Raw genomic sequence first — 20,900 nt, 5'->3', positions numbered from 1 at the left:
CTCACGTGCGTGGCAGCGAGCCGCGACGTTGACCCGTGACCGGGACGAGCAGGCGACCATGCTGCTCGCGGCGGCGACCGACGCGTGGCTGGCCGGCCGGAGCAGGCGCGCACGGTCTCTCGTCCGCAGGCTCGCGCCCGCGGCGCGGCAGGGTCCGCTCCGTGGCCGCGCCGACCTGCTGCGCGGCGAGATCGAGCTGCGCGACGGGCGGCCGGCCGCCGGGCGCCGGATGCTCCTCGACGCGGCGGACCGGCTGGCGGGCCACGACCGCCGGAGCGCGGTGGTCGCGCTGGCGTACGCGGGCGAGGCGAGCTGCCTGAACGGTGACCTGCGCCGTTACCTGGCGATCGCGGAGCGCGCCGCGGCCCTGCGCGGGCGGCACGAGCCCCCCGAGACCGAGCTCCTCTTCGCCCACTTCGAGGGGATGTCCGCGACCTACCGCGGCCGCCACCAGGAGGCCGTCGAGCCGCTGCGCCGTACGGTGCGGCTGGCGGACGCCACGGACGACTGCGCGGCCAAGGTGTGGGCGGGCATGGCGGCGCAGATGCTCGGCGACGACCAGCGGACACACGAGCTGGCGGGTGAGGCGGTCCGGCTCAGCATCGACGCGGACGCGGCCGTGAAGCCGTGGGCGCTGGCGTACCTCGCCCTCGCCGACCTGTGGCTCGGCCGTCATCCCTCCGCCATGGCGCACTCGATGGAGTGCCTCCGGCTGGCCCGCGCCGCCGGCCAGGAGAACCACGCGATCGACCACCTTGCGACGATGGCGCTGCTCGCCGCGCTCCAGGGCGACAAGGACACCGCCCGCACTTCGTGGAGGCCGCCGTCCGCTGCGACGAGAGGGCGGGCGCGCGGCAGGCGCTGGAGGTCTTCGACCGGTGGGCCGCCAGCACCCGCGACGCCGTACGCCTCGCGCTGTCCCACCGCTGCCATGCGCTGCTGGCCGGCGACGACGCCGAGGGGGACGAGCACTTCCGCGAGGCGCTGCGGCTGCACCAGCGCGGCGACTCGGCGTTCGAGATGGCGCGCACGGAGCTGCTGTACGGGCACCGGCTGCGCCGGGGGCGCAAGCCGCGAGCGGCCCGCGAGCACCTGCGCAACGCCCTGCAGATCTTCGAGTACTACGAGGCGGAGCACTGGACCGAGAACGCGCGCGCCGAGCTGCGCGCGGCGGGGGAGACCGCCCCGGCGCCGGTGCACAAGGGCGCCGCGGACCTCACCACGCAGCAGCGCCAGATCGCCCGGCTGGCCGCCGAGGGCGCCACCAACCGGGAGATCGCGGCGCGGCTGTTCCTCAGCCACCGCACCGTCGACCACCACCTGCGGAACGTCTTCGTACGGCTCGGCATCCGCTCCCGCGTTGAGCTGGCGCGGTTCTTCGGCTGAACCCGGGGACTGGTGATTTCGCCGATGCGCCGCGCCGGGCGCCGAATGAGACTTCGGCCATCCGTCCCAGTCCCCCAGCCAGGAGGGAACCCATGCGCCGATCTCTCGGCACCTTCCTCGCGGCCGTTCTCGCCGCCGTCGCCTGCGTGCTGTCCGCCGGGCAGACGGGCACCGCGAACGCCGCCACCCACGTCCCCGTCGTCTTCGTCCACGGCTACACCGGCAGCGCGTCCAACTGGGTCACCGCCGAGGCGGTGTTCGCGGCGGGCGGCTACAGCACCAACGAGATGTTCGCCTACCAGTACAACTGGGCCCAGTCCAACAAGACCAGCGCGGCCGGGCTGGCGTCGTACGTCCGGCAGGTCCTGGCCCAGACGGGAGCGTCCCAGGTCGACATCGTCAACCACTCCATGGGCGGGCTGGTGAGCGACTGGTACATCAAGGAGCTCGGCGGCCAGCCGTACGTGCGGCACCTGGCCTCCATCGCCGGCGCCAACCACGGCACGACGTACGCCGCCGCCTGCACGATCTACCCCTCGTGCGTGGAGATGCTCCCGGGCTCGTCGTTCGTCCAGACCGTGACCTCGGGCGACGAGACGCCGGGCAACACGAAGTACGCGACCTGGTACTCGGCCTGCGACGGCGTGATCATCCCATACACCAGCACGGAGCTGAACGGCGCCACCAACAACAACGTGGTGTGCCAGAACCACATCGGCTACCTGACCGACACGGTGACCCTCACCGCGGTGCGCTCGTTCCTCGCGACCTGACCCGGTGCGATGAGAACGGCCGGGCCCCGGCGGCGCCGGGGCCCGGCTCCGCGCCCGGTCATGGGTCCTCCTACGTCGGAGGGCGTGACCACTGGGGCGTGTCTTTTGATTCTCTCGCTTCGCTCGGTCATGGGCTGACCGCGAGGGTGAGGAAGGCCGCGAACACGAAGAGGTGCACGCCGCCCTGGAGCAGGGTCGCGCGGCCCGGCACCACGGTCAGGGTCGCGATCACGACCGTCAGCGCCAGCAGGATCAGGTGCGTGGGGCCCAGGCCGAGGACGAGAGGTCCGCGCAGCCAGATCCCGGCCATCGCGATGGCCGGGATGGTGAGCCCGATGCTGGCCATCGCCGACCCGAAGGCCAGGTTGAGGCTGATCTGGATGCGATCGCGCCGGGCGGCGCGTACGGCGGCGATGGTCTCGGGCAGCAGGACGAGCAGCGCGATGACGACGCCCACGACCTTCTGCGGCAGCCCGGCCGCCGCGAGCGCGGACTCGATCGCCGGCGACACCGCCTTGGCCAGTCCCACCACCGCCACCAGGGCCACCAGCAGCAGGGCGAGACTCGACAGCGTGCGGCGCGGCGAGGGACGGACGACGTGTTCTCCGGCGCCGATCGCGCCGCCCGCCTGCTCCGGAGGCAGGAAGTAGTCGCGGTGGCGGACGGTCTGGGTCAGCACGAACAGGGCGTACAGCGCGAGGGAGGCCACCGCCGCGAAGCCGAGCTGGCCGGGGCTGGCCGTCGGGCCCGGACGGCTGATGGTGAACGCCGGTAGCGCCAGGCTGAGCGTCGCGAGCGCCGCGATCGTGGCCAGGGCCGCGCCCATGCCCTCCGCGTTGAACGCCACCACCCGGTGGCGCAGGGTTCCGATCACCAGGGCGATGCCCACGATGCCGTTACAGGTGATCATCACGGCGGCGAACACGGTGTCGCGGGCGAGCGACACCGTCTTCGCGCCTCCGGAGATCATCAGTGACACGATCAGCGCGACCTCGATCACGGTCACGGCGACCGCGAGGACCAGCGAGCCGAACGGCTCACCGACGCGCTGCGAGACGACCTCCGCGTGGTGCACGGCCGCCAGGACCGAGACGGCCAGGAGCACCGCCACTCCGACGGCCGCCACCGGGGACACGGTGCGCCCCCAGACCAGGGACAGCACGGCGACCGCGAGGATCGGCGCGAACCAGGTCCACTGCGCCGCCCACGCCCTCACGCGCAGGCGCGACACGACCCGGTTCCGCTGCCGATCACCTGCCGAAGCGTACGCCGCCGGGCGGTGGGGAACCGCGACCGCGGACGGCACGGGACGACCCGGACATGCGCGAACGTGACCGGCGATGCGCCCAGACGGCGCGCGGCCGGATCGCTCAGGTCCCCTCCCGGTTCGGATGGTGAGCGACCCACTCCGTCAGCAGCGCGAGGAAGTCGGCGGGCCGCTCCATGGAGGGCAGGTGGGCGACGTCGGGCCAATCGACACGGCGGGCGTCGGGCAGCGCCCGGCAGATCCGCTCGGCGCAGTCGTGCGTGGTGTCGAGGTCGTGTCCCCCGATCAGGATGAGGACCGGAGCGGTGAGATCGGGCAGGCGTTCGAGTGCGGGTGGGGCGAACTCGGCCTCGCCGGTCTCACCCAGGGACTCGGCGACCTCGAACGCGCGCCGCTGCATACGGCGTACGTGATCCTGGACGCCGGACGGCACATCGGATGGCGCACGGTCGCGGCCGACCACCCACGTGGCGATGTTGGCCTCCACCGCCGCGTCGAGGTCGCGAGCGGCCAGGGCGCTCTTCTCCGCCGCGAAGAAGTTCTTGAGATCCTCGGTCAACTCCGCCAGCAGGCTGCCGCCCGGCGGGCAGAGCAGCAGGGATCGAGCCAGGCCCGGCCTGGACAGGGCGACCTCGGACGCGACGCCGGCTCCGAACGAGGCACCCACGAGGTGACACCGGGTGATGCCGAGGTGGTCCAGCGTGGACAGGACATCCTCGGCATGCGACCAGGTAGCGCCGGGCGGCCTGCCGGACTCGCCGAAGCCGCGGAGGTCGAGGCGTACGACGTCGGACCCGGCCGTGAGCGTGTCCCACTGCGCGTCCCACATGGTCCGGTCGGCCACGCCGTCGTGAAGGAGGACGATCGGAACGTCGCCGTCGCGACCGGCGCGTTCGTAGGCGATCCCGTGCGGAGTGTGCCGGGGTGCGCTCACAAGATCTCCAGGCGCTGGGGAACGATGACCGGACCACCGAAACACCTGACGAAGCCCAGGGCAAAGCATTTACCGGGCCGCCCGGGCCTGTCTCAACGCCCCGCTGTCCTACTGCGCGGCGCGGGCCCTGAGACAGGCGCTAGGTGATCGGCATGGTCACCGCGATGGGCCAGGCGAGCAGTACGCCACCGACGACGGCGGTCAGCCATGCCGGTGCCCGGGCCGCGCGCAGGGCCGCGGCCTGAACGCCCTGCCAGACCAGGAGCGCGGCCAGCAGCGGTGCCACCAGCAGGATGAAAGACGATGCGGCGCCGACGAGCGCGGCGACTCCCAGGCCGGCCAGCGCGCCCGCCGCGATCCAGGCGTGGATCATGATCGCGGCTCGCCGCCCGTATCCGCCGCACAGCGCCTCGATCCCGCCGAAGAACGCCGCTGCGCACGCGGTGATCGGGAGGAGCGCCCAGGCCCGCGGGCCGACCGGCACGGCGTGCGCCCAGCCGAGCTGGGCCGGTACGGCGAAGGAGACCACCGTCAGGGCCACCAGGACCACGGCCGCTCCGAGGGTCGCGGTCCGTGCGCTGCCGCCGCCGTGGTTGGCGACCCCGATGCGCCCGGTGAGCCGGGCGGTGCCCAGGAGCAGGACGCCGACGACGCCGAAGAACCCGGCGATCGGGGCGGCCACCGCGAGCGGCAGCAGGCCTCGCGGCACCACCGCCATCACCGGTACCGCGGCCAGGACCGCGCCCGCGGGGATGCCCAGCGCGAGCGGAAGCGGGACCCGACGGCGCTCGCGGCCGGGTGCCGGGAGCCGCCGCAGGACGGCCGAGGCGATCGCGCCGAAGCCGAGGACGGCCGCCAGATGCAGCAGCATCGCGGATCCGGCGCGCCGGACCGGGCGGACGCCAACCTGGAGCGGGGTGCCGGCAGCGGAGCCGCCGAGCGACCCGTCGAACCAGGTCGCGACCTCGCGGTGGGTTCGCGGGTGGAACAGAACGCCGACGTGTTCGACACCGGGAACGATTACCGCCCGGCGCGCGGTGCCCGCGCGCGGATCGCCGTACGTGACGCCGGTGCGCGCCTGGGGGTAGGCGGACCGCAGCGCACCGAGGGCGCCGTCGCGGAAACCGGCGAACTCCAGACCGCCGGCGAGCAGCAGGAGGTTACGCGGGCGCGCCGCCTGCGACGTCGGCCCCTGGGAGATCGACACCGTGGCGCGGATCTCCGGGTGCGCGGTGGCGTACCGCAGGACCGCGGCGGCGCCCATCGAGTGGCCGAGCAGCCCGATCCGCGCGGCGTCCACCCACGGCATGGCGCGCAGATGACCGACGGCGACGTCCAGGTCGCGGTCGAGCCGCGCGTCGGCGGCCGGACCGTCGCCCGCGCCCGGCAACCGGGCGGTGCTCGCCCCGTGGCCCGCCAGGTCCACCAGCTCCACGGCGTATCCGCGACGCGCCAGCGTGTCCGCGAACCCCCGCATGAGCTGCCTGCTGGCGGCCAGACCGTGCGCGACCACCACTGCGGGCAGCCGGCCGGTCGTGCCCGCCGGCCGGGCCAGCTCCAGCGGTACGCCGGCCACCACGGTGGAGCGCCGCTCGATGCCCCGGTCCGCGGTGGCCAGGCCCACGGCTCCGATCCCGGCGCACACCAGGGCGAGCAGCAGTGCGACGACGCGGAGCGGCGGGAGCGCCGGTCGTTTCCCCGTACGTGGCCGCACGTCTTCCACGGTCTCCACGATTCGCTCCCTGCCGGTCGAGGCCGACGACGATCATCGCGTGGTCCCCGGTCGCCCGCACGCGGAACAGGCCCCGTGTGCGGACCGTCACGCCGCGCCGCCGCCACCTGCTCCGCTCCTCCGCACGCCCGTCCAGTGATCCAGTGGCTACCGGGTGTCCTCGCCTCCGGCGATGGGGGGTAACCTCGATGTACTACACGTCGTAGTTTTTAGTGAGGTCATGGTTCCGCCTGGGTGGTTTCGGCTGGTGCGCGCCGGGGGTTTCGCCTCGGTGTGCGTCGTGCTGTCCAAGGCCGGGCATGACCTGATGGCGTCGCGTCCGGCGCCGGCGTGGTCGGGCTGGATCGCCCTCGCGGCGGTGAGCGCGGTGGGATACTGCCTGGCCGACCGGCGACGGCCGCTGTGGTGGATCCTGCTCGCCGTGGAGGTCGCGCAGACCTGCCTCCACCTGTGGTTCACCTGGTCCACGCCGCCGAATCCGGGTGCGGCCCCCGGCCGCCTCGGCGTGGTGACGCACGGCGGCATGCACCATCTCTCCGTTGCCGGAACACCGGCGGGGATGTCCCACGGCGGCGGGATGTCGGCCGGCATGTGGGGCGTCCACGCGCTGGCCGGGCTGCTGGTCGCCCTGTGGCTGTACGCCGGTGAGCGGGCGCTGTGGCACGCGCTCGCGGCGATCGTCGGCTCCCTGGTCGGACGCACGCTCCGGTCGCTGCGGATCGTCCTGAGCGGCGGCCTCGGCGCGGATCGCGCGATGTCGGGCGCGAACCCCTGGCGCGGCGAGGACGAGACCCCGCCCGCGCTCGAAGGGCTGCGGCACGCACTGGTGCGGCGCGGGCCACCCCGGCCCGTCGGCATGCACTTCATGTGATCACAAAAGGCGCCGGTGACCCTCCGGCGCCGCTTCACCCGGTTCCGCCTGCCCGGCCGCCGGGCCGCTCATGCTCATGAGCGCTCGCCGGCCGAGCACGACTCGCTCGCTCAGGTGAACGTGCGGGCTGAACGCCGCGGAGCCGTGGTCGCGCCGTACACCCATTCACTTCAGGATCACGATGTTCTTTTTCTCTCATGCCACAGGACGCGGTGCCCGAGGCGCCGGTTCCCGGGCCACGTCCGTCCGGCGGCTCGCCGGGGCGGTCGCGCTCGGGCTTCTCACGGCGACCGCGCTGGGCGCCTGCGGGGGCCGGGCGGAGCCGCCCCCCGTGAAGGTCGCCGGGCCCACTCCCGAACTGCACGGCACGAGGATCACCACGCCGTTGCGCGAGCCCGACCTGACGTTGACCGGCACCTCGGGACGCCCGGTGAACCTCCTCAAGGCCACCGAGGGCCGGCTGACGCTGGTCTACTTCGGCTACACCCACTGCCCGGACGTGTGCCCGACCACGATGGCCGACCTGGCCGCTGCGCTGCGGAAGCTCACCCCGGCCCAGCGCGCCCGGATCGCGGTGGTGTTCATCACCACCGACCCGTGGCGCGACACCCCGAAGGTGATCAAGTCCTGGCTGGCCTCGTTCGACACCTCCTTCATCGGGCTGACCGGCGACTACGCCAAGATCCAGGCGGCGGCCAAGCCGCTCGGGATCGCGTTGGAACGGCCGTCGTCGACCACGGGCGACTACGAGGTCACCCACGGCGCCGAGGTGCTGCCGTTCGGCACCGACCATCGCGCGCACCTCATCTACACGGCCGGCGTCTCCGCCACCGACTGGGCGGCCGACCTGCCCAAGCTCCTGCGGGAGCAGGCCGCGACGGCCAAGGGAGGCAGCGCGTGAACCGGCCGGTGCGGGTCCGTCGTACGCCGCTCCTGGCCCTGGGCGCGGCGGTCGTCGCCGTCGTCGCCGCACTGGTGGCGTGGCGGTCGTCCGCTCCGGCGAGCCGGCCGGACCTGCGGGTCGTGGGCGCGTACGTGCCCCGGCCCGCCTCGCCCGACGTCGCCGCCGCCTACTTCACGGTGGTCGACGACGGAGGCGCCGGGGACGAGCTGACCGGGGTCGCAAGCGACGTCGCCGCCGAGACGATGATGCACCGCAGCACCGGCCGGACGATGGAGATGGTCGGCTCGGTCCCGATCCCGGCCAAGGGACGGCTGGTGTTCCGCCCCGGCGGCTATCACGTCATGCTCGAAAAGCCCGTACGGTCACTGCGGCCGGGGGACCACGTCACGTTGACGCTCCGTTTCCGCAGGTCGGCCCCGATCACCGTACGGGCGCCGGTCGAGCCGATCGGATACCGGCCCGATGGCACGTGACCGTGAGCGGCGCGGCCCGGCCGAGGAATCGCGGGCGGCGCCGGCGCGCACCGGCGACGACGGGCCGCCGGACGGAACGACCGACGGCGGTCGGCGGGGCCGGGGGATGAGCCGCCGCGGGCTGTTCGCGATGACCGCGCTGGCCGGAGGCGCCGCCGTGGCCACCGGCGGCGCGGGCGTGGCCGCGGCGGCACGCGGCGAGTCCGCGCGTGGCCGCGGCGAGCACCGGATCCCCTTCGACGGCCGGCACCAGGCCGGGATCCTCGCGCCGTACGCCGCGCACGGCTGGTTCGCCGCCTTCGACCTGGAGCCGGGCGCCGACGCGGCCCGGCTGCGATCGATGCTGCGCGCCTGGACGGACGCGGCACGCCGGCTGACCGCGGGCCGGGCGCCGTCCGGAGACGACGCGATGGCGACGGGGTACGGCCCGGCCGGGCTGACGATCACGGCCGGATTCGGCGCCTCGCTGCTGCGCCGGCTCCGTGTCCCGGTCCCGGCCGCGCTGGCCCCGCTGCCCGCCTTCCCGCGCGATGAGATCGATCGCGCGCGGAGCGACGGTGACGTGGGCGTGCTGTTCACCGCGGACGACGCCATCGTGGTCGCGCACGCCCTGCGTACGCTCACCCGCCTGGCGCGGGGAACCGCCCGGGCCCGATGGCAGATGAGCGGGTTCAGCACCACCGACGGCGTGGTCACCGGCCAGAACGCCACCCCGCGCAACCTGATGGGCCAGCTCGACGGCACCGGCAACCCCCGGCCCGGCGACCCGGGCTTCGACTCGAAGATCTTCGTCGGCGACACCGGGCCGGCGTGGATGCGCGGCGGGACCTACCTGGTGTTCCGCCGGATCCGCATGCTGCTCGACGACTGGGACACCCTGCCCCGGCATCGGCAGGAGCAGATCGTCGGACGCCGCAAGGACACCGGTGCTCCTCTGTCGGGCGGGACCGAGTTCACCCCCTTCGACCTGGACAAGCAGAATCCCGACGGATCGCTCGCCATCGGGCCGAGCGCCCACGTCCGGCAGGCGTCGCCGCGGTCCAACGAAGGCGCGACCATCCTGCGCAAGGGCTTCTCCTACTTCGACGGCTACCGCGCCGACGGCACGCCGGACGCCGGCCTGCTGTTCCTGGCCTTCCAGGCCGACCCGGCCGACGGCTTCACCCGGATCCAGCAGCGGCTCGCGCTCGCGGACGACCTCAGCCGGTTCCTCCGGCACACGTCCAGCGCGCTGTTCGCGGTCCCGCGCGGCTGCGGCCCCACCGGCTATCTCGGCCACGACCTCATGGAGGCACTCTGATGGACCAACCCATGACCATGGGCGACCCGCTGGCGCCGCTCACCTGGGCCCGGGCGTTCTCCACGTGGCGGTTCTCGCCCGTCACCGCGGCGCTCCTGGCACTCGCCCTGCTGGTCTATCTCGGCGGCGTGGTGGCCGCACGCCGGGGCGGGACGCGCTGGCCGCTCGCCCGTACGGTCGCGTTCACGGCCGGGCTCGCGGTCGCCGGTGCGGCGATCATGGGCAGCCCCGGCGTGTACGGGGACGGCGGTCTGCTGTGGGTGCACATGATCGAGCACCTGATGCTGATCATGGTGTCGCCGTGGCTGCTGTGCCTCGGCCACCCGGAGACCCTGCTGCTGCGCGCCACTCGCGGAGCCGCCCGGGACCGCGTCGAGTCGATCCGGGCGTCGTGGTTCGTCAGGGCCGTCCGCTCGCCGCTCACCGGACTGGCCGGGTACGCGGCGGTGCTGTTCGGCGTCCATCTGTCGGCCTTCATGGACGTGATGATGGGGTCGCCGGGGCTGATGGCGCTCGAGCGCGCCCTCTACCTCGGCGGCGGATACCTGTACTTCTCCCGGCTGCTGACCTCCGACTCTCCCCAGGTCGAGCTGCCGTACCCGCTGCGGCTGTTCAGCCTGTTCATGGGCATGTCCGCGGACACGATCGTGGGGATCGTCCTGCTCCAGGCGATCCATCCGCCCTTCCGTGCCTACGCCGAAATGCAGCCGTCGTGGGGGCCGGGCCCGCTGGCCGACGTCCACGGGGCGGGCGCCGTCATGTGGATCGGCGGCGACGGCCTGATGTTCGTGATGATGCTGGTCGTCGCCGCCCGGTGGCTCACGGACCGGTCGCCGCAGGCCGCCCGGGCCGGTGCCTTCCTGGAGTCGGTCCGGCAGGCGACCCTCGCCGGCACCGGGCACGACGCGTCCGGCAACACCCCGGACCAGAACCGTGAGCGGCTCCGGGCCAGCGGCGACGTCGACGAGGACGACGCGGCCCTGGCCGCCTACAACGCGATCCTCGCCGACCTCAACCGTGCGCCGCGCGACGGCCGGTGACCGGGCCCGTCCCCGGCCGGTCAGCCCTTCACCAGCACGGCCGTGAGCGTCATCAGCGCGACGGTCACGACCGCGGCGGCCATCAGGAGGGGACGCCGGGTGCCGACATGCGTACGGCGGCCGGCACGCCAGACGAGCGCGCTCAGGGCGAGCGCGGGGACGCCGACGGCGGGGTCCACCTTCACCAGCGCGCCGCTGAGCGAGGCGAAGGCGATGGCGGTCCGTCGCCAGGCCAGTTCGGTTCGCTCCTCGGCCAGACCCCGGTCGGAGGTCGCTTCTGGTCGCGGGGTCATCGGCCGCGTGCGGCGGAGAGGACCAGGACCGTCGCGGAGATCACCGCGATCGCCCCGACGGCGAACGTCAGGACCTTCGGCAGGACGGACCGGGGCAGCGGCTCGGACCGGTACAGGGCGCGCCGGTTGCGGCTCAGCTCCAGGTGGCCGATCACCGCGATGACGGCGCCCAGCAGGATCAGCGGGACGGCGAGCGCGGGACGTCCCCACGGCACGCCCGGGAACGGGCGCAGCAGCTGGGCGACCGCCAGCCCGGCCGCGACCAGGGCCAGCGCCGTACGGTTCCAGGCCAGGAACGTGCGCTCGTTGGCGAGCAGGAACCGCGCGTCCGGCGGTGTCTCCGGGGCGGCGATCGGGGTCGCGGGCCTGCCGCCGCGCCAGGCCCGTACGGCGACCGGCGCCGAGAGGACGAGGACCGCGAGGCCGAGTGCGGCGAGGGCGAGCCGGGCGCCGGCGGGTCCGTCGCCGAGCGACCCGGTGAGCGTGACGGTCGCCACCGCCAGCGCCATGCCCGGCTCACCGGCCGCGCCGGGTCGCGCCCGATCCGTCGAGGGCGGCGGGACCGCGTTCCGCGCGATGACGAGCGTGCCCAGGAGGACGCCGAGGGTGGCCAGCAGGACGGCGTTCACCGCTCCCGGCACCGGATCCGCGGCGATGCCGGCGGTGACCGCGAGACAGCCGGCCGCGGCGACCACGCCGCGGAGGCGGTCGCCGGTACGGTGCGCCGGGCCGAGCAGGGCGGCGAGGGCGAACCCGGCGGGCAGCGCGGCCGTGACCAGCCCGGCCACGGCCGGAGGCACGCCGCCGGCCGCGCACAGCCCGGGCAGCAGCACCAGCGGGGCGAACAACGCGAACCGGCCGGCCACGATCCCGGAGAGCGGGGCCCCTCGCCCTTGGCGCGGCGTCGCGGATACCGCCGGTCCACGGCCGGTCGGGTCAGGCTCCGCGATGAGCCCCACCGCGCGTGTCCGGGGGAGCAGACAGCGCCCGGCGACCGCGCCGGCGCATCCGGCCGGAACCCCGGCCAGGAACACCCACCGCCACCCCGCCGAGGCGATGATCAGACCGCCGGCGACCGGCCCCGCCACCAGGCCGAGGAGCGGCGCCGCGCGGAGCACGCCGGTCGCGGCACCCGGTCGACCGGGCACGACGCCGGCGCTCATCAGGGCGAGGCCCCCGGCCTGGACCATGGCCGCGCCCACCGCCTGCACCTCGCGGAACGCGATGAGAACCCCCAGCGAGGGAGCCGGCGCGCACGCCGCCGAGGCCGCCGCGACGACCACGAACCCGTACGTCCAGGTCAGCTTGTGGCCGAGCGCACCGGCCAGCCGGGCGACCGGAGGCGCCGCCGCGACCATGGTCAGCAGCGGGCCGAGCGACACCCACTGGACCGCGGCCGGCGACACGCCGAAGTGCCGCCGCAGCGCGGGCAGTGAGAACACGACGATGCCCATGTCGCACCGCAGGAGGAACGCTCCCGCGCACACCGTCGTCGCCGCGAGCCATCCGGCGTGCCGGTGCTCGCGCACGACCCGGGGCCGGGACGCCTCCGTACGCAGAGCGCCCAGAACCGGCATGTCCCCACCTCTCAACGTTAGTTCTGTAAGGGAAGGACATTACGCAACATAGGCACTCGATGACGCATAGTGACACTGGCCGTACGGGGTGACGACGGTGCGGCCGGAGAGAGAAGGTCTTGACCCGACCGCTCATTGCGTCGCGAGCCGAGTCATGCCCGGCGCCGGGGCGTGTCTCAAAGCCCCGCTGTCGTACTGCGCGGCGCTCGCTACGGACGGGGACTCGAGACACGCCCTAGTGGTGCGGGGCCGGCGGATCCGCTGTGCCGATGAGCGAGCGCGCGTGGACCAGCGCGGCGGCGGGGTCCGGGTGGACCAGGTCGGCGGGCGGGCGTCCGTCGTCGGTCGCCTGGGCGATGAGCCGGTGGTGGCGGGGGCGGACCCCGGCGAGCAGCACGGTCACGCCGCGGCTGCGCAGCTGCATGATCGTCTCACCGAGTACGCGGGCCGCCGTCAGGTCCAGCGCCGAGACACCGGCCATGCTGAGGATCACCACCCGCCGCCCGTTCACCTGGCCCAGGCCCTGGAGGAGCCGGTGAGTGGCGGCGAAGAACCAGGGGCCCTCCAGCCGGTAGAGGCCGATGTCGCCGGTCCCCGCGCGCTCGTGACCGGCGCCGTTCCCGTTCACGCCGCCAAGCTCCGCGCCGTCTCCACCCGCACCGCCGTCTCCGGCCGCACCGTTTCCGTTCGCGCAGTGCGGCTCCAGGGGCATCGCCTCGATGCGTCCGCTGCGGGCGAGCGCGGCCACGGTCACCACGGTCGCGATGACCACTCCGGCGGCGACCGCCGCGATGAGGTTCACCATCACCGTGACGATCAGCGTGAACGTCACGATCAGAGCGTCGCCGGCACTCGTTCGGACGATCGTGGTCAACGACCTGATCTTGATCATGCGCGCGGCCGCGCCGAGCATCAGCCCCGCGAGCGCGGCGCGGGGGATCGCCGAGACCAGGCCGCCGGCCGCGAAGGCGATCACGGCGAGCGCGAGAGCGTGGGTGAGAGAGGCGAGCCGGGACGTCGCGCCGCAGCGGACGTTGACCGCCGTACGGGCCAGGGTCGCCGTCGCGGGAACGCCGCCGACGAGGGGCACCGCCAGGTTGGCCAGGCCCTGTCCGAACAGCTCCCGGTCCGGGTCGCTGCGCTCTCCGGCGCCCAGCGCGTCCACGACCGCCGCCGACAGCAGTCCCTCCAGGGCGGCCAGCACGGCGATCGCCAGCGCGGAGGGCAGGAGGGTCACCGCGACGCCGAGGTGGAGGAAGTCCAGCGACGGCGACGGCAGGCCGGAAGGAACGTCGCCGATCAGCTCAAGGTGCAGGGGGAGGAACCGGGCGGCCAGCGTCGCCGTCGCGATGGCGATCAGGGCGACCGGGAGCTTCGGCAGGCGCCGGCTGCCGACCATCATCGCCGCGGCGACCGCCGCCGCCATCAGCAGGGGTGCCGGGTGTACGTCCTTCAGGTAGTCGCCGACCGACGCGACGGCCGCTCGCCATACCTTCTCCCCGTGCCGCGCGTCGAGCCCGAGCGCGGCCGGGACCTGCTGCAGGGCGATCACGATGGCCACCCCGACCGCGAACCCCTCCACGACCGAGGCGGGCACGCAGCGCGCGTACCGGCCCAGCCGGGCCAGCGCGGCCAGGATGAGCAGGACGCCCGCCATCATCCCGGCGAGCAGGGCGCCCTCCACGCCGTGGTGGCGGATGATCGGGACGAGCACCACGGTCATCACTCCGGTGGGCCCGGACACCTGGAGCGCGCCGCCGCCGAAGATGGCCGCCAGCGTGCCGGCGATCACCGCGGTGGCCAGCCCCGCCCGGGCGCCGAGGCCCGAACTCGCCCCGTAGGCCAGCGCGAGCGGTAGCGCCACGACCGCGACCGACAGCCCCGCCAGCACGTCCCGGCGCGGGTCGCGCCGCATCGCGGCCCAGTCCGCTCGCCCGGGGAGCAGGGCGGTCAGCCGGTCGCGCAGTGCCGGCCGGCGGCGGCCGCGCCGAGCGGCGGTCGCACGCCGGGATGAAAGCATGACCTCTCGCATCACACGCCCCCGTCCGCGCACATGCTCAGTGATGATTTTCCGTCGATTACAGAGAGTAATTACAGATGCGCCTGTGGCGGCAGTTACGGAATAGGCTGACTGCGCTTCCCGAAGGGCATGGGATTGTCGGCGGGCTGGCTACATGTGGAATTCCCAATGCCGACAGGAACAGTAGAATATGTTGGGTACATCAACACGCACAGTTATGGCATCTCGACCTATTCAGTCAAGGGTGTGTCGTCACGGCCGGGGAAGCCCGGGAGCGGGGGTGCCGTCCGGCCTCGACGTGCGTCCGGGTTCGGGCCCGAGCGAGCCGGGGGCGGGCGCCCGGATGAGGAAGAGTGCGACGGCCAGCAGGGTGACGGCCACGATGCCGTCCAGCCAGTAGTGGTTCGCGGTGGACACCACGACGAACAGGGTGGCGGCGGGGTGGGCCAGCCACAGCCAGCGCCGGCGGCCGCGGCCCACGGTGATGAGCCCGACCGCGATGACCAGCGCCCAGCCCACGTGCAGGGAGGGCATCGCGGCGAACTGGTTCGCCAGGCCCTGCGTGTCGACGTCGCCGTACGGGGAGGGGCCGACCAGGCGTCCGGTGTCGACGAGGCCGAAGGCCGGGACCATGCGCGGAGGCGCGAGCGGAAAGGCCAGGTGCAGGGCCAGGCCCGCGCCGGTGAGCGCGGTGAGGACGCGGCGTACCCACACGTAGTGGCCGGGATGGCGCCAGAACATCCAGACCAAGAACACGATCATGGCCGGGAAGTGCACGTTGGAGTAGTAGAGGTTGGCCGCCTTCTCCACCGCCCGGCTGTGCAGGATGAGGCCCTGCACGGAGGCCTCGCCGGGCAGGTGCGCGGCGCGTTCCCAGCTCCAGACCCGCGTGGCGTTGGCGAAGCCCTCCGAGACATGACCGTTGGCCGCCAGCCGCCCCAGCCGGTAGAGGCCGTACAGGACGATGACGAGAAGGAGCTCCCGTACGATCTTCGGCCGGGACTTGGGGGGTGTCGGACGCACGGTCCTGTCCTTTCTGGTCTCCTTGGCCCGACCAACCGACCCCGACCGACCTCCCGGCGCGCACGTGAGACGAAGCCTCGGGGGACGTCGGGTTCGGCGCTAGCGGACGCTGTAGGTGTAGGGGGCCTCCTGCGGTACGGCGGGCTCGCGGCGGAGCTTCTCCCCCTCGATGTCCAGGTCGGGCAGGACGCGGTCGAGCCACCGGGGCAGCCACCAGGCGGCACGGCCCAGCACCGCCATGACGGCGGGCACGAGGGTCATGCGGACGACGAAGGCGTCGATGAACACGCCGACGGCCAGCGCGAATCCGATCGACTTGATGATCGGGTCAGGAGTGATCATGAAACCGGCGAACACCGAAATCATGATGATGGCGGCGGCGGTGACGACGCGAGCGTTTTCTCCCAGACCGTTGATGGTGGCCTGCCGCGGCTTGTCGCCGTGGACGAAGTCCTCGCGCATCTTCGAGACGATGAAGACCTCATAATCCATGGCCAGGCCGAAGAGGATGCCGATCAAAATGATCGGCAGAAAGCTGATCAGCGGTCCAGGAGTGGCCACCCCGACAAGGCCGGCCAGGTGGCCTTGCTGGAAGACCGCGGTGGTGATACCGAAGGTGGCCCCGACGGTGAGCAGGAACCCTACGGCCGCCTTGATCGGCACGAGGATCGACCGGAAGACCAGCATGAGCAGCAGGACCGACAGGCCCACCACGAGCAGGAGGTAGATCGGCAGAGCGTGGGCGAGCTTCTCGGAGATGTCGATGCCGACCGCGGTGGTGCCGGTCAGCGCGACGTCGGCGCCCCGGACGGCGGACACCTTGTCCCGGATGGCGTGGACGGTGTCCTCGGTGGCGGCGTCGCTGGGGCCGGTGGTCGGGATGACGGCGAGCAGGGCGGTGGTCTTCGCCCCGTTGTACTGGGCGGGCGCGACGGCCCGTACGCCGTGGACGCCGTTCAGGAGGGTGGCGGCCTGCTGGGCGGCGGCACGGGTGGCCGTGGCGTCGTGGCCGGAGACCACGGCGACGAGCCGTCCGTTGTAGCCCTTGCCGAAGCCCTCACTGGTCAGGTCGTACGCCTTGCGCTGGGCGGAGTCCTTGGCGGCGGTGCCGGCGTCGGGGAGCGCCAGACGCATGTGCGTCACCGGCAGGGCCAGCGCGCCGAGAGCCACGACGCCGACGAGCAGGATCGGCAGCCGCAGCCGCGTGACGACGCGTCCCCACCGGTACCCGAGCTTCTCCTTCTCGTGGACGCCGACCCGGCCGGCGCGGTGGCGGCGGGGCAGCACCCGTGCGCCGGCGAAGGCCAGCACCGCCGGCAGCAGAGTGAGGGCGACCAGTACCGCGACCGCGACAGTGGCGGCAGCGGCCAGGCCCATGGCGGCCAGGAACGGGATGCCGACCACCGAGAGCCCCGCCAGAGCGATCACCACGGTGGCGCCGGCGAACACCACCGCCGAACCGGCGGTGCCGATCGCGCGTCCCGCCGCCTCATCCGGCTCCATGCCGTCCAGCCGGTACTGCCGGTAGCGGGAGGTGATGAACAGCGAGTAGTCGATGCCGACGGCCAGGCCGAGCATCAGCGCCAGCACCGGGCTGGCGTCGTTGAGCTCCACCACGCTGGTCAGGGAGTACAGCCCGGCCATCCCCACCGCGACGCCGATCAGCGCGTTGAGCAGCGTCATGCCGGCGGCCACCAGCGAGGCGAAGGTGATGAGCAGCACGACCGCGGCGACCACCACGCCGATCCCCTCGGTGGCCTCGCCCCCGCCGCCGTCCTTGGCGACGTCACCGCCGGTCTCCACCCGCAACCCGCCGTGCGCGCCGTGGGCGATGTCCTTGTACGCGGTGCGCTGCGCGCCGGTGATGTCGGCGATCTGCCCGGCGAACTGCACCTGGATGAGGGCGTAGCGGCCGTCGGGCGAGACCGACCTGGCCCGGAACGGGTCGGCGGCCCCGACCACGCCGGGGACCGCCTTCGCCTGCCGGACGATGGGCGCCACCTGCGCCTCGGTGAGCTTCGTGTTCGCGGGGGCGGCGACGACGATGGTCCCGGTGGCGCCGCCGGCGGCGGGGAACTCCTTCTTCAGGGCGTCCATCGCCCGCTGGGACTCGGTGCCGGGCATGCGGAACTCACCACTCGTCGGGCCCTTGAACGCGACCGCCGCCCCGCCCAGGGCGGCCAGCAGGATCAGCCAGACGGCCACGACACGGCCGCGGCGCCGGAAGCACGCGCGGCCGAGCCGGTAGAGCAAGCTCGCCATGGGGAGAACGCCTTTCCTTAAGAAGAACGGGGAGAAGGGCAGCACGAAAAGAACTGCCGGCGGCGGTGATGGGGGATCAGGGCCGGAGCGGTGGCGGCCCGGCGTTCAGTCGGGGTGGGGGAGGGCCCGCGGTGGCTCAGCCGGGCGTACGGCCCAGCGTCCGCAGGGCGCTGACGGTCATCGCCTCACGCAGGGTCTCTTCATCCATCTCCAGTGGGCCGGCGCCGGCCAGGAACATGCCGCCCAGCGCCATGGTCGCGGCCACCCGGTCCAGCGGTGCGGACGAGCCGCCCGCCAGCGCGCCGACCAGGCGCTGTCCGACGCCTTCGAGACCCTCGATGTCGGCCTCCCGCAGCGAGGTGGCGTCGGCCATGTTGTCGAACAGCACCTTGATCTCCTGGCGGAACCGTACGGTCAGGTCCACCAGCCCGGCGACGCCGGCGCGTACGGCCTCCTCGCCCGGCAGGGTCGCCAGCCGGGCGTCGAGCGCGACCACCTCCTTGCCGACCGGCAGCAGCAGTTCGCCGAGGATCGCCTCCTTGTTGCTGAAGTGGTACAGCAGCGAGGCCTTCGAGCATCCGACCTCCGCGGCGATGTCCGCCAGCGACGTTCCGCGGAACCCGTGCTGGACGAACAGCCGCAGCGCCGCGGCGAGCAGCTGGTCGTGCAGACCGGTGGACGAACGCGCCATGGGTCCACACTAGCTGTCCGATCGGTCAGTTCTGACCGATCGGACAGGAAGTCGGTGTGGGTTTCGTCACCGCGGTCGACGACGGCGCTTGTGGTCGGTCAGCAGGCCGGGGCCGGGAGGTGGAGGCGCCCGTCGTGGATCTCGACGATCTGGTCGGCGGCGGTCAGATGGGTGCGGTCGTGGGTGACCAGGATGGTCGCGGTGGCTCGCTCGTGGGTGAGGGCGGTGATCAGCTCGATGATCGCGGCGCCGCGTTCGTGGTCGAGGGCGCTGGTGGGTTCGTCGACCAGGAGGATGGTGGGGCCGTTCATCAGGGCGCGGGCGATGTTGACGCGCTGGCGCCGGTGCCGGCGTCGGGGGACATGAGGGTGGCGGCGACCGCGAGCAGGCTCGACTTGCCGGAGCCGGACGGGCCGGCCACGGCGGTCAAGCACCGCTGCCGACCGCCCACGAGGTCGCCCTGCTGCGCATCGCCCAGTCCGCCCCCGCCAACACCGTCCGCCACGCCCACGCCGGCACCGCCGAGGTCACCCTCAGCTACCTCGGCGACCACGTCGCCGTCGACGTCACCGACAACGGCATCGGCTTCGACCCCGCCCGGCTCCCCGACCCCGACCCGGAGAGCGGCGGCTTCGGGCTGGCGGCGTCGTGGCCGTGGGCGCCACCGCGGAAGACGCCGTCGCCCGAGCCGCCGGCGGCGACATCGACGTCGTCCTGATGAACCTGCGGTTCGGCACGGGCATGAGCGGCGCCGAGGCCACCGCCGCGATCACCGCCCGACCCCACGCCCCCCGGGTTCTGATCGTCACCACCTACGACTCCGACGCCGACACCCTGCCCGCCATCGAGGCCGGCGCCACCGGCTACCTCCTCAAGGACGCCCCGCCCGAGGACCTGGCCGCCGCCGTGCGCACCGCCGCCGCCGGCCGTACCACCCTGGCCCCGACCGTCGCCGACCGGCTCATGAACCGCCTCCGCGACCCCGTCACCGCCCTGACCCGGCGCGAGACCGAAGTCCTCACCCTGGTCGCCGAGGGCCTGTCCAACCAGGCGATCGGCCGCCGGCTCCACCTCACCGAGGGCACCGTCAAATCCCACCTGGCCCGCATCTCCACCAAGCTCGGCGTCGACTCGCGCACCGCCGCCGTCGCCACCGCCACCGACCTCGGCTTCATCCGCCGCTGACCCCGACCGGCGAACGTGGACCGGGGCGCGCGGGCCGTTCTCTCGCCGCCCGCCGAGCGGCCGGCGTTCAGGCGGGCAGGGAGGCGAGCCAGCCGGTCAGGATGGTGTTGACCTCCTCGGGGCGCTCCTGCTGGATCCAGTGGCCGCACCCGTCGAACAGGTGGGAGGAGACCAGGCCCGGCAGGGTCGTGGGGTAGGCCTCGATGGCGTCGGCCATCCACGTGGTGGAGGCGTCCAGCGCACCGCCGGCGAACACCGACGGCTGGGTGATGGGGGCGCCGTCGAAGTCGGCGAGGTCGGCCCAGTCGCGGTCCATGTTGCGGTAGCGGCCCAGCGCCCCGCTCATCCCGGTCCGTTCGAACTCCCCGGCGTACACATCGAGGTCGTCCTCGCTGAGCCAGGCGGGCAGCCGGCCGGTGGGGAACCGGTCGCGCAGCGTCCCGCCCCGGGACACGAAGTGCGGGTCCGGGGCGTCGGCGGGCGGCATGGTGTCGGCGGACAGGGCGGCGTAGAAGCCGGCGAGCCAGCCGCGGACGTCCGGTTCGATCTCGGCCTCGGCCCGCCCGGGCTCCTGGAAGTAGCCGACGTAGAACTCCTCCTCGCCGCCCATCCGCGCGAAGACCTCGCTGGGCCGCGGCCCGCCGCGCGGGGCGTAGGGCACGCTCAACAGCCCGACCGCGCGGAAGACGTCGGGCCGGACGAGGGCGGAGTCGGCGGCGATGGTCGCGCCCCAGTCGTGGCCCACGATCACCGCCGTCCGCTCGCCCAGGGCGTGTACGACGGCGACGTTGTCCTCGACCAGTTCGAGCATCCGGTACGCGGCGGTGTCCTCGGGCCTGGAGGAGCGGCCGTACCCGCGAACGTCGATCGCGACGGCCCGGTAGCCGGCCGCCGCCAGCGCCGGAAGCTGGTGGCGCCAGGAGTACCAGCACTCGGGGAACCCGTGCACCAGCAGCACGAGCGGCCCGGTGCCCTGCTCGACCAGGTGGACGCGGCCGGCGGGGGACGGAACCAGGCGATGGGTGGGCTCCCCGACCGGGACGGGCTGTGACATCGAACCTCCAGAACCTTCGGCGGGTGCGGTTCGGCGGCCGGTGCCGTACCGGCCCACCGGACCGCATCATCCGGCGTACGGGACGACCTGCGCGAATCTCGTTGCGGTTTCCGCA

The 20,900-nt window shown here is 73.5% G+C and carries 22 protein-coding genes; 9 read left to right on the top strand and 13 right to left on the bottom strand.

The features are described from left to right. Nucleotide 1 precedes the first annotated feature (1 nt). Nucleotides 2-754, bottom strand: a complete 753-nt coding sequence (locus ABEA10_RS51165) for a hypothetical protein (RefSeq protein WP_425550923.1) — start codon at nucleotides 752-754, stop codon at nucleotides 2-4. 266 nt (nucleotides 755-1,020) lie between these two features. Between ABEA10_RS51165 and ABEA10_RS51160 the strand changes: the two genes are divergently transcribed. Both ABEA10_RS51160 and ABEA10_RS19285 read left to right on the top strand, forming a co-directional pair. Beyond that, on the top strand, nucleotides 1,021-1,386 hold the full coding sequence (locus tag ABEA10_RS51160; RefSeq protein ID WP_425550930.1) for a helix-turn-helix transcriptional regulator: 366 nt from the start codon (nucleotides 1,021-1,023) through the stop codon (nucleotides 1,384-1,386). Nucleotides 1,387-1,478: 92 nt separating this feature from the next. Beyond that, on the top strand, nucleotides 1,479-2,159 hold the full coding sequence (locus tag ABEA10_RS19285) for an esterase/lipase family protein (protein ID WP_345465560.1): 681 nt from the start codon (nucleotides 1,479-1,481) through the stop codon (nucleotides 2,157-2,159). Nucleotides 2,160-2,286: 127 nt separating this feature from the next. Here the strand turns inward: ABEA10_RS19285 and ABEA10_RS19280 are convergent, their stop codons facing one another. The 3 genes from ABEA10_RS19280 to ABEA10_RS19270 form a co-directional block, all read right to left on the bottom strand. Then, complete coding sequence (locus ABEA10_RS19280; protein WP_345465558.1) at nucleotides 2,287-3,390, bottom strand: calcium:cation antiporter; 1,104 nt, start codon at nucleotides 3,388-3,390, stop codon at nucleotides 2,287-2,289. Between the two features lie 139 nt (nucleotides 3,391-3,529). Then, complete coding sequence (locus ABEA10_RS19275) at nucleotides 3,530-4,360, bottom strand: alpha/beta fold hydrolase (RefSeq protein ID WP_345465556.1); 831 nt, start codon at nucleotides 4,358-4,360, stop codon at nucleotides 3,530-3,532. A 139-nt stretch (nucleotides 4,361-4,499) separates the two neighbouring features. Next, nucleotides 4,500-6,092, bottom strand: a complete 1,593-nt coding sequence (locus ABEA10_RS19270; protein WP_345465554.1) for an alpha/beta hydrolase — start codon at nucleotides 6,090-6,092, stop codon at nucleotides 4,500-4,502. A 220-nt stretch (nucleotides 6,093-6,312) separates the two neighbouring features. Here ABEA10_RS19270 and ABEA10_RS19265 point away from each other — a divergent pair, with 220 nt between their 5' ends. From ABEA10_RS19265 to ABEA10_RS19245, 5 genes are all read left to right on the top strand, one after another. After that, on the top strand, nucleotides 6,313-6,963 hold the full coding sequence (locus ABEA10_RS19265) for a hypothetical protein (protein ID WP_345465551.1): 651 nt from the start codon (nucleotides 6,313-6,315) through the stop codon (nucleotides 6,961-6,963). 331 nt (nucleotides 6,964-7,294) lie between these two features. Further along, nucleotides 7,295-7,864, top strand: a complete 570-nt coding sequence (locus ABEA10_RS19260; RefSeq protein WP_345465550.1) for an SCO family protein — start codon at nucleotides 7,295-7,297, stop codon at nucleotides 7,862-7,864. Continuing rightward, nucleotides 7,861-8,340 (top strand): copper chaperone PCu(A)C, encoded by a 480-nt coding sequence (locus ABEA10_RS19255; RefSeq protein ID WP_345465548.1) that lies wholly within the window; start codon nucleotides 7,861-7,863, stop codon nucleotides 8,338-8,340. The genes ABEA10_RS19260 and ABEA10_RS19255 overlap by 4 nt, the downstream gene beginning before the upstream one ends. Beyond that, complete coding sequence (locus ABEA10_RS19250) at nucleotides 8,330-9,640, top strand: Dyp-type peroxidase (protein WP_345465546.1); 1,311 nt, start codon at nucleotides 8,330-8,332, stop codon at nucleotides 9,638-9,640. Before ABEA10_RS19255 ends, ABEA10_RS19250 begins: the two co-directional genes overlap by 11 nt. Continuing rightward, nucleotides 9,640-10,680: a cytochrome c oxidase assembly protein gene (locus ABEA10_RS19245; RefSeq protein WP_345465544.1), complete on the top strand. Its 1,041-nt coding sequence runs from the start codon at nucleotides 9,640-9,642 to the stop codon at nucleotides 10,678-10,680. The genes ABEA10_RS19250 and ABEA10_RS19245 overlap by 1 nt, the downstream gene beginning before the upstream one ends. A 20-nt stretch (nucleotides 10,681-10,700) precedes the next feature. Here ABEA10_RS19245 and ABEA10_RS19240 read toward each other — a convergent pair whose 3' ends face one another. The 8 genes from ABEA10_RS19240 to ABEA10_RS19205 form a co-directional block, all read right to left on the bottom strand. Next, nucleotides 10,701-10,973, bottom strand: a complete 273-nt coding sequence (locus tag ABEA10_RS19240) for a DUF202 domain-containing protein (RefSeq protein WP_345465542.1) — start codon at nucleotides 10,971-10,973, stop codon at nucleotides 10,701-10,703. Continuing rightward, nucleotides 10,970-12,550 (bottom strand): MFS transporter, encoded by a 1,581-nt coding sequence (locus ABEA10_RS19235; RefSeq protein ID WP_345465540.1) that lies wholly within the window; start codon nucleotides 12,548-12,550, stop codon nucleotides 10,970-10,972. The genes ABEA10_RS19240 and ABEA10_RS19235 overlap by 4 nt, the downstream gene beginning before the upstream one ends. 235 nt (nucleotides 12,551-12,785) lie before the next feature. Beyond that, nucleotides 12,786-14,570 carry a SulP family inorganic anion transporter gene (locus ABEA10_RS19230; protein ID WP_345465538.1) on the bottom strand — a complete coding sequence of 595 codons (1,785 nt, stop codon included), beginning with the start codon at nucleotides 14,568-14,570 and terminating at the stop codon, nucleotides 12,786-12,788. Between the two features lie 252 nt (nucleotides 14,571-14,822). Further along, a complete protein-coding gene (locus ABEA10_RS19225; protein WP_345465536.1) occupies nucleotides 14,823-15,593 on the bottom strand; it encodes a phosphatase PAP2 family protein in 771 nt (256 codons plus the stop codon). Between the two features lie 99 nt (nucleotides 15,594-15,692). Then, the gene (locus tag ABEA10_RS19220) at nucleotides 15,693-17,855 is read right to left on the bottom strand and encodes an MMPL family transporter (RefSeq protein ID WP_345465534.1); all 2,163 of its coding nucleotides are present in this window, start codon (nucleotides 17,853-17,855) and stop codon (nucleotides 15,693-15,695) included. A 136-nt stretch (nucleotides 17,856-17,991) separates the two neighbouring features. Then, nucleotides 17,992-18,546: a TetR/AcrR family transcriptional regulator gene (locus ABEA10_RS19215; RefSeq protein ID WP_345465532.1), complete on the bottom strand. Its 555-nt coding sequence runs from the start codon at nucleotides 18,544-18,546 to the stop codon at nucleotides 17,992-17,994. Nucleotides 18,547-18,644: 98 nt separating this feature from the next. Then, nucleotides 18,645-18,857 carry a P-loop NTPase family protein gene (locus tag ABEA10_RS19210; RefSeq protein WP_345465530.1) on the bottom strand — a complete coding sequence of 71 codons (213 nt, stop codon included), beginning with the start codon at nucleotides 18,855-18,857 and terminating at the stop codon, nucleotides 18,645-18,647. Then, nucleotides 18,857-19,051, bottom strand: a complete 195-nt coding sequence (locus ABEA10_RS19205) for a hypothetical protein (protein WP_345465528.1) — start codon at nucleotides 19,049-19,051, stop codon at nucleotides 18,857-18,859. The genes ABEA10_RS19210 and ABEA10_RS19205 overlap by 1 nt, the downstream gene beginning before the upstream one ends. Here ABEA10_RS19205 and ABEA10_RS19200 point away from each other — a divergent pair. Together ABEA10_RS19200 and ABEA10_RS19195 are read left to right on the top strand one after the other, a co-directional pair. Then, complete coding sequence (locus ABEA10_RS19200; RefSeq protein ID WP_345466189.1) at nucleotides 18,983-19,264, top strand: sensor histidine kinase; 282 nt, start codon at nucleotides 18,983-18,985, stop codon at nucleotides 19,262-19,264. The two genes, ABEA10_RS19205 and ABEA10_RS19200, sit on opposite strands and share 69 nt — an antisense overlap. Next, nucleotides 19,201-19,731 carry a LuxR C-terminal-related transcriptional regulator gene (locus ABEA10_RS19195; protein WP_425550922.1) on the top strand — a complete coding sequence of 177 codons (531 nt, stop codon included), beginning with the start codon at nucleotides 19,201-19,203 and terminating at the stop codon, nucleotides 19,729-19,731. The genes ABEA10_RS19200 and ABEA10_RS19195 overlap by 64 nt, the downstream gene beginning before the upstream one ends. Nucleotides 19,732-19,798: 67 nt before the next feature. Here ABEA10_RS19195 and ABEA10_RS19190 read toward each other — a convergent pair whose 3' ends face one another. Further along, nucleotides 19,799-20,785 carry an alpha/beta hydrolase gene (locus ABEA10_RS19190; RefSeq protein WP_345465526.1) on the bottom strand — a complete coding sequence of 329 codons (987 nt, stop codon included), beginning with the start codon at nucleotides 20,783-20,785 and terminating at the stop codon, nucleotides 19,799-19,801. Nucleotides 20,786-20,900 lie beyond the last annotated feature (115 nt).

The sequence above is a fragment of the Actinoallomurus oryzae genome (assembly GCF_039541955.1).
Taxonomy (GTDB): Bacteria; Actinomycetota; Actinomycetes; order Streptosporangiales; family Streptosporangiaceae; genus Actinoallomurus; species Actinoallomurus oryzae.
Note: the sequence above shows the minus strand (reverse complement) of the source record. Positions and strands in the feature narration are given on the sequence as shown.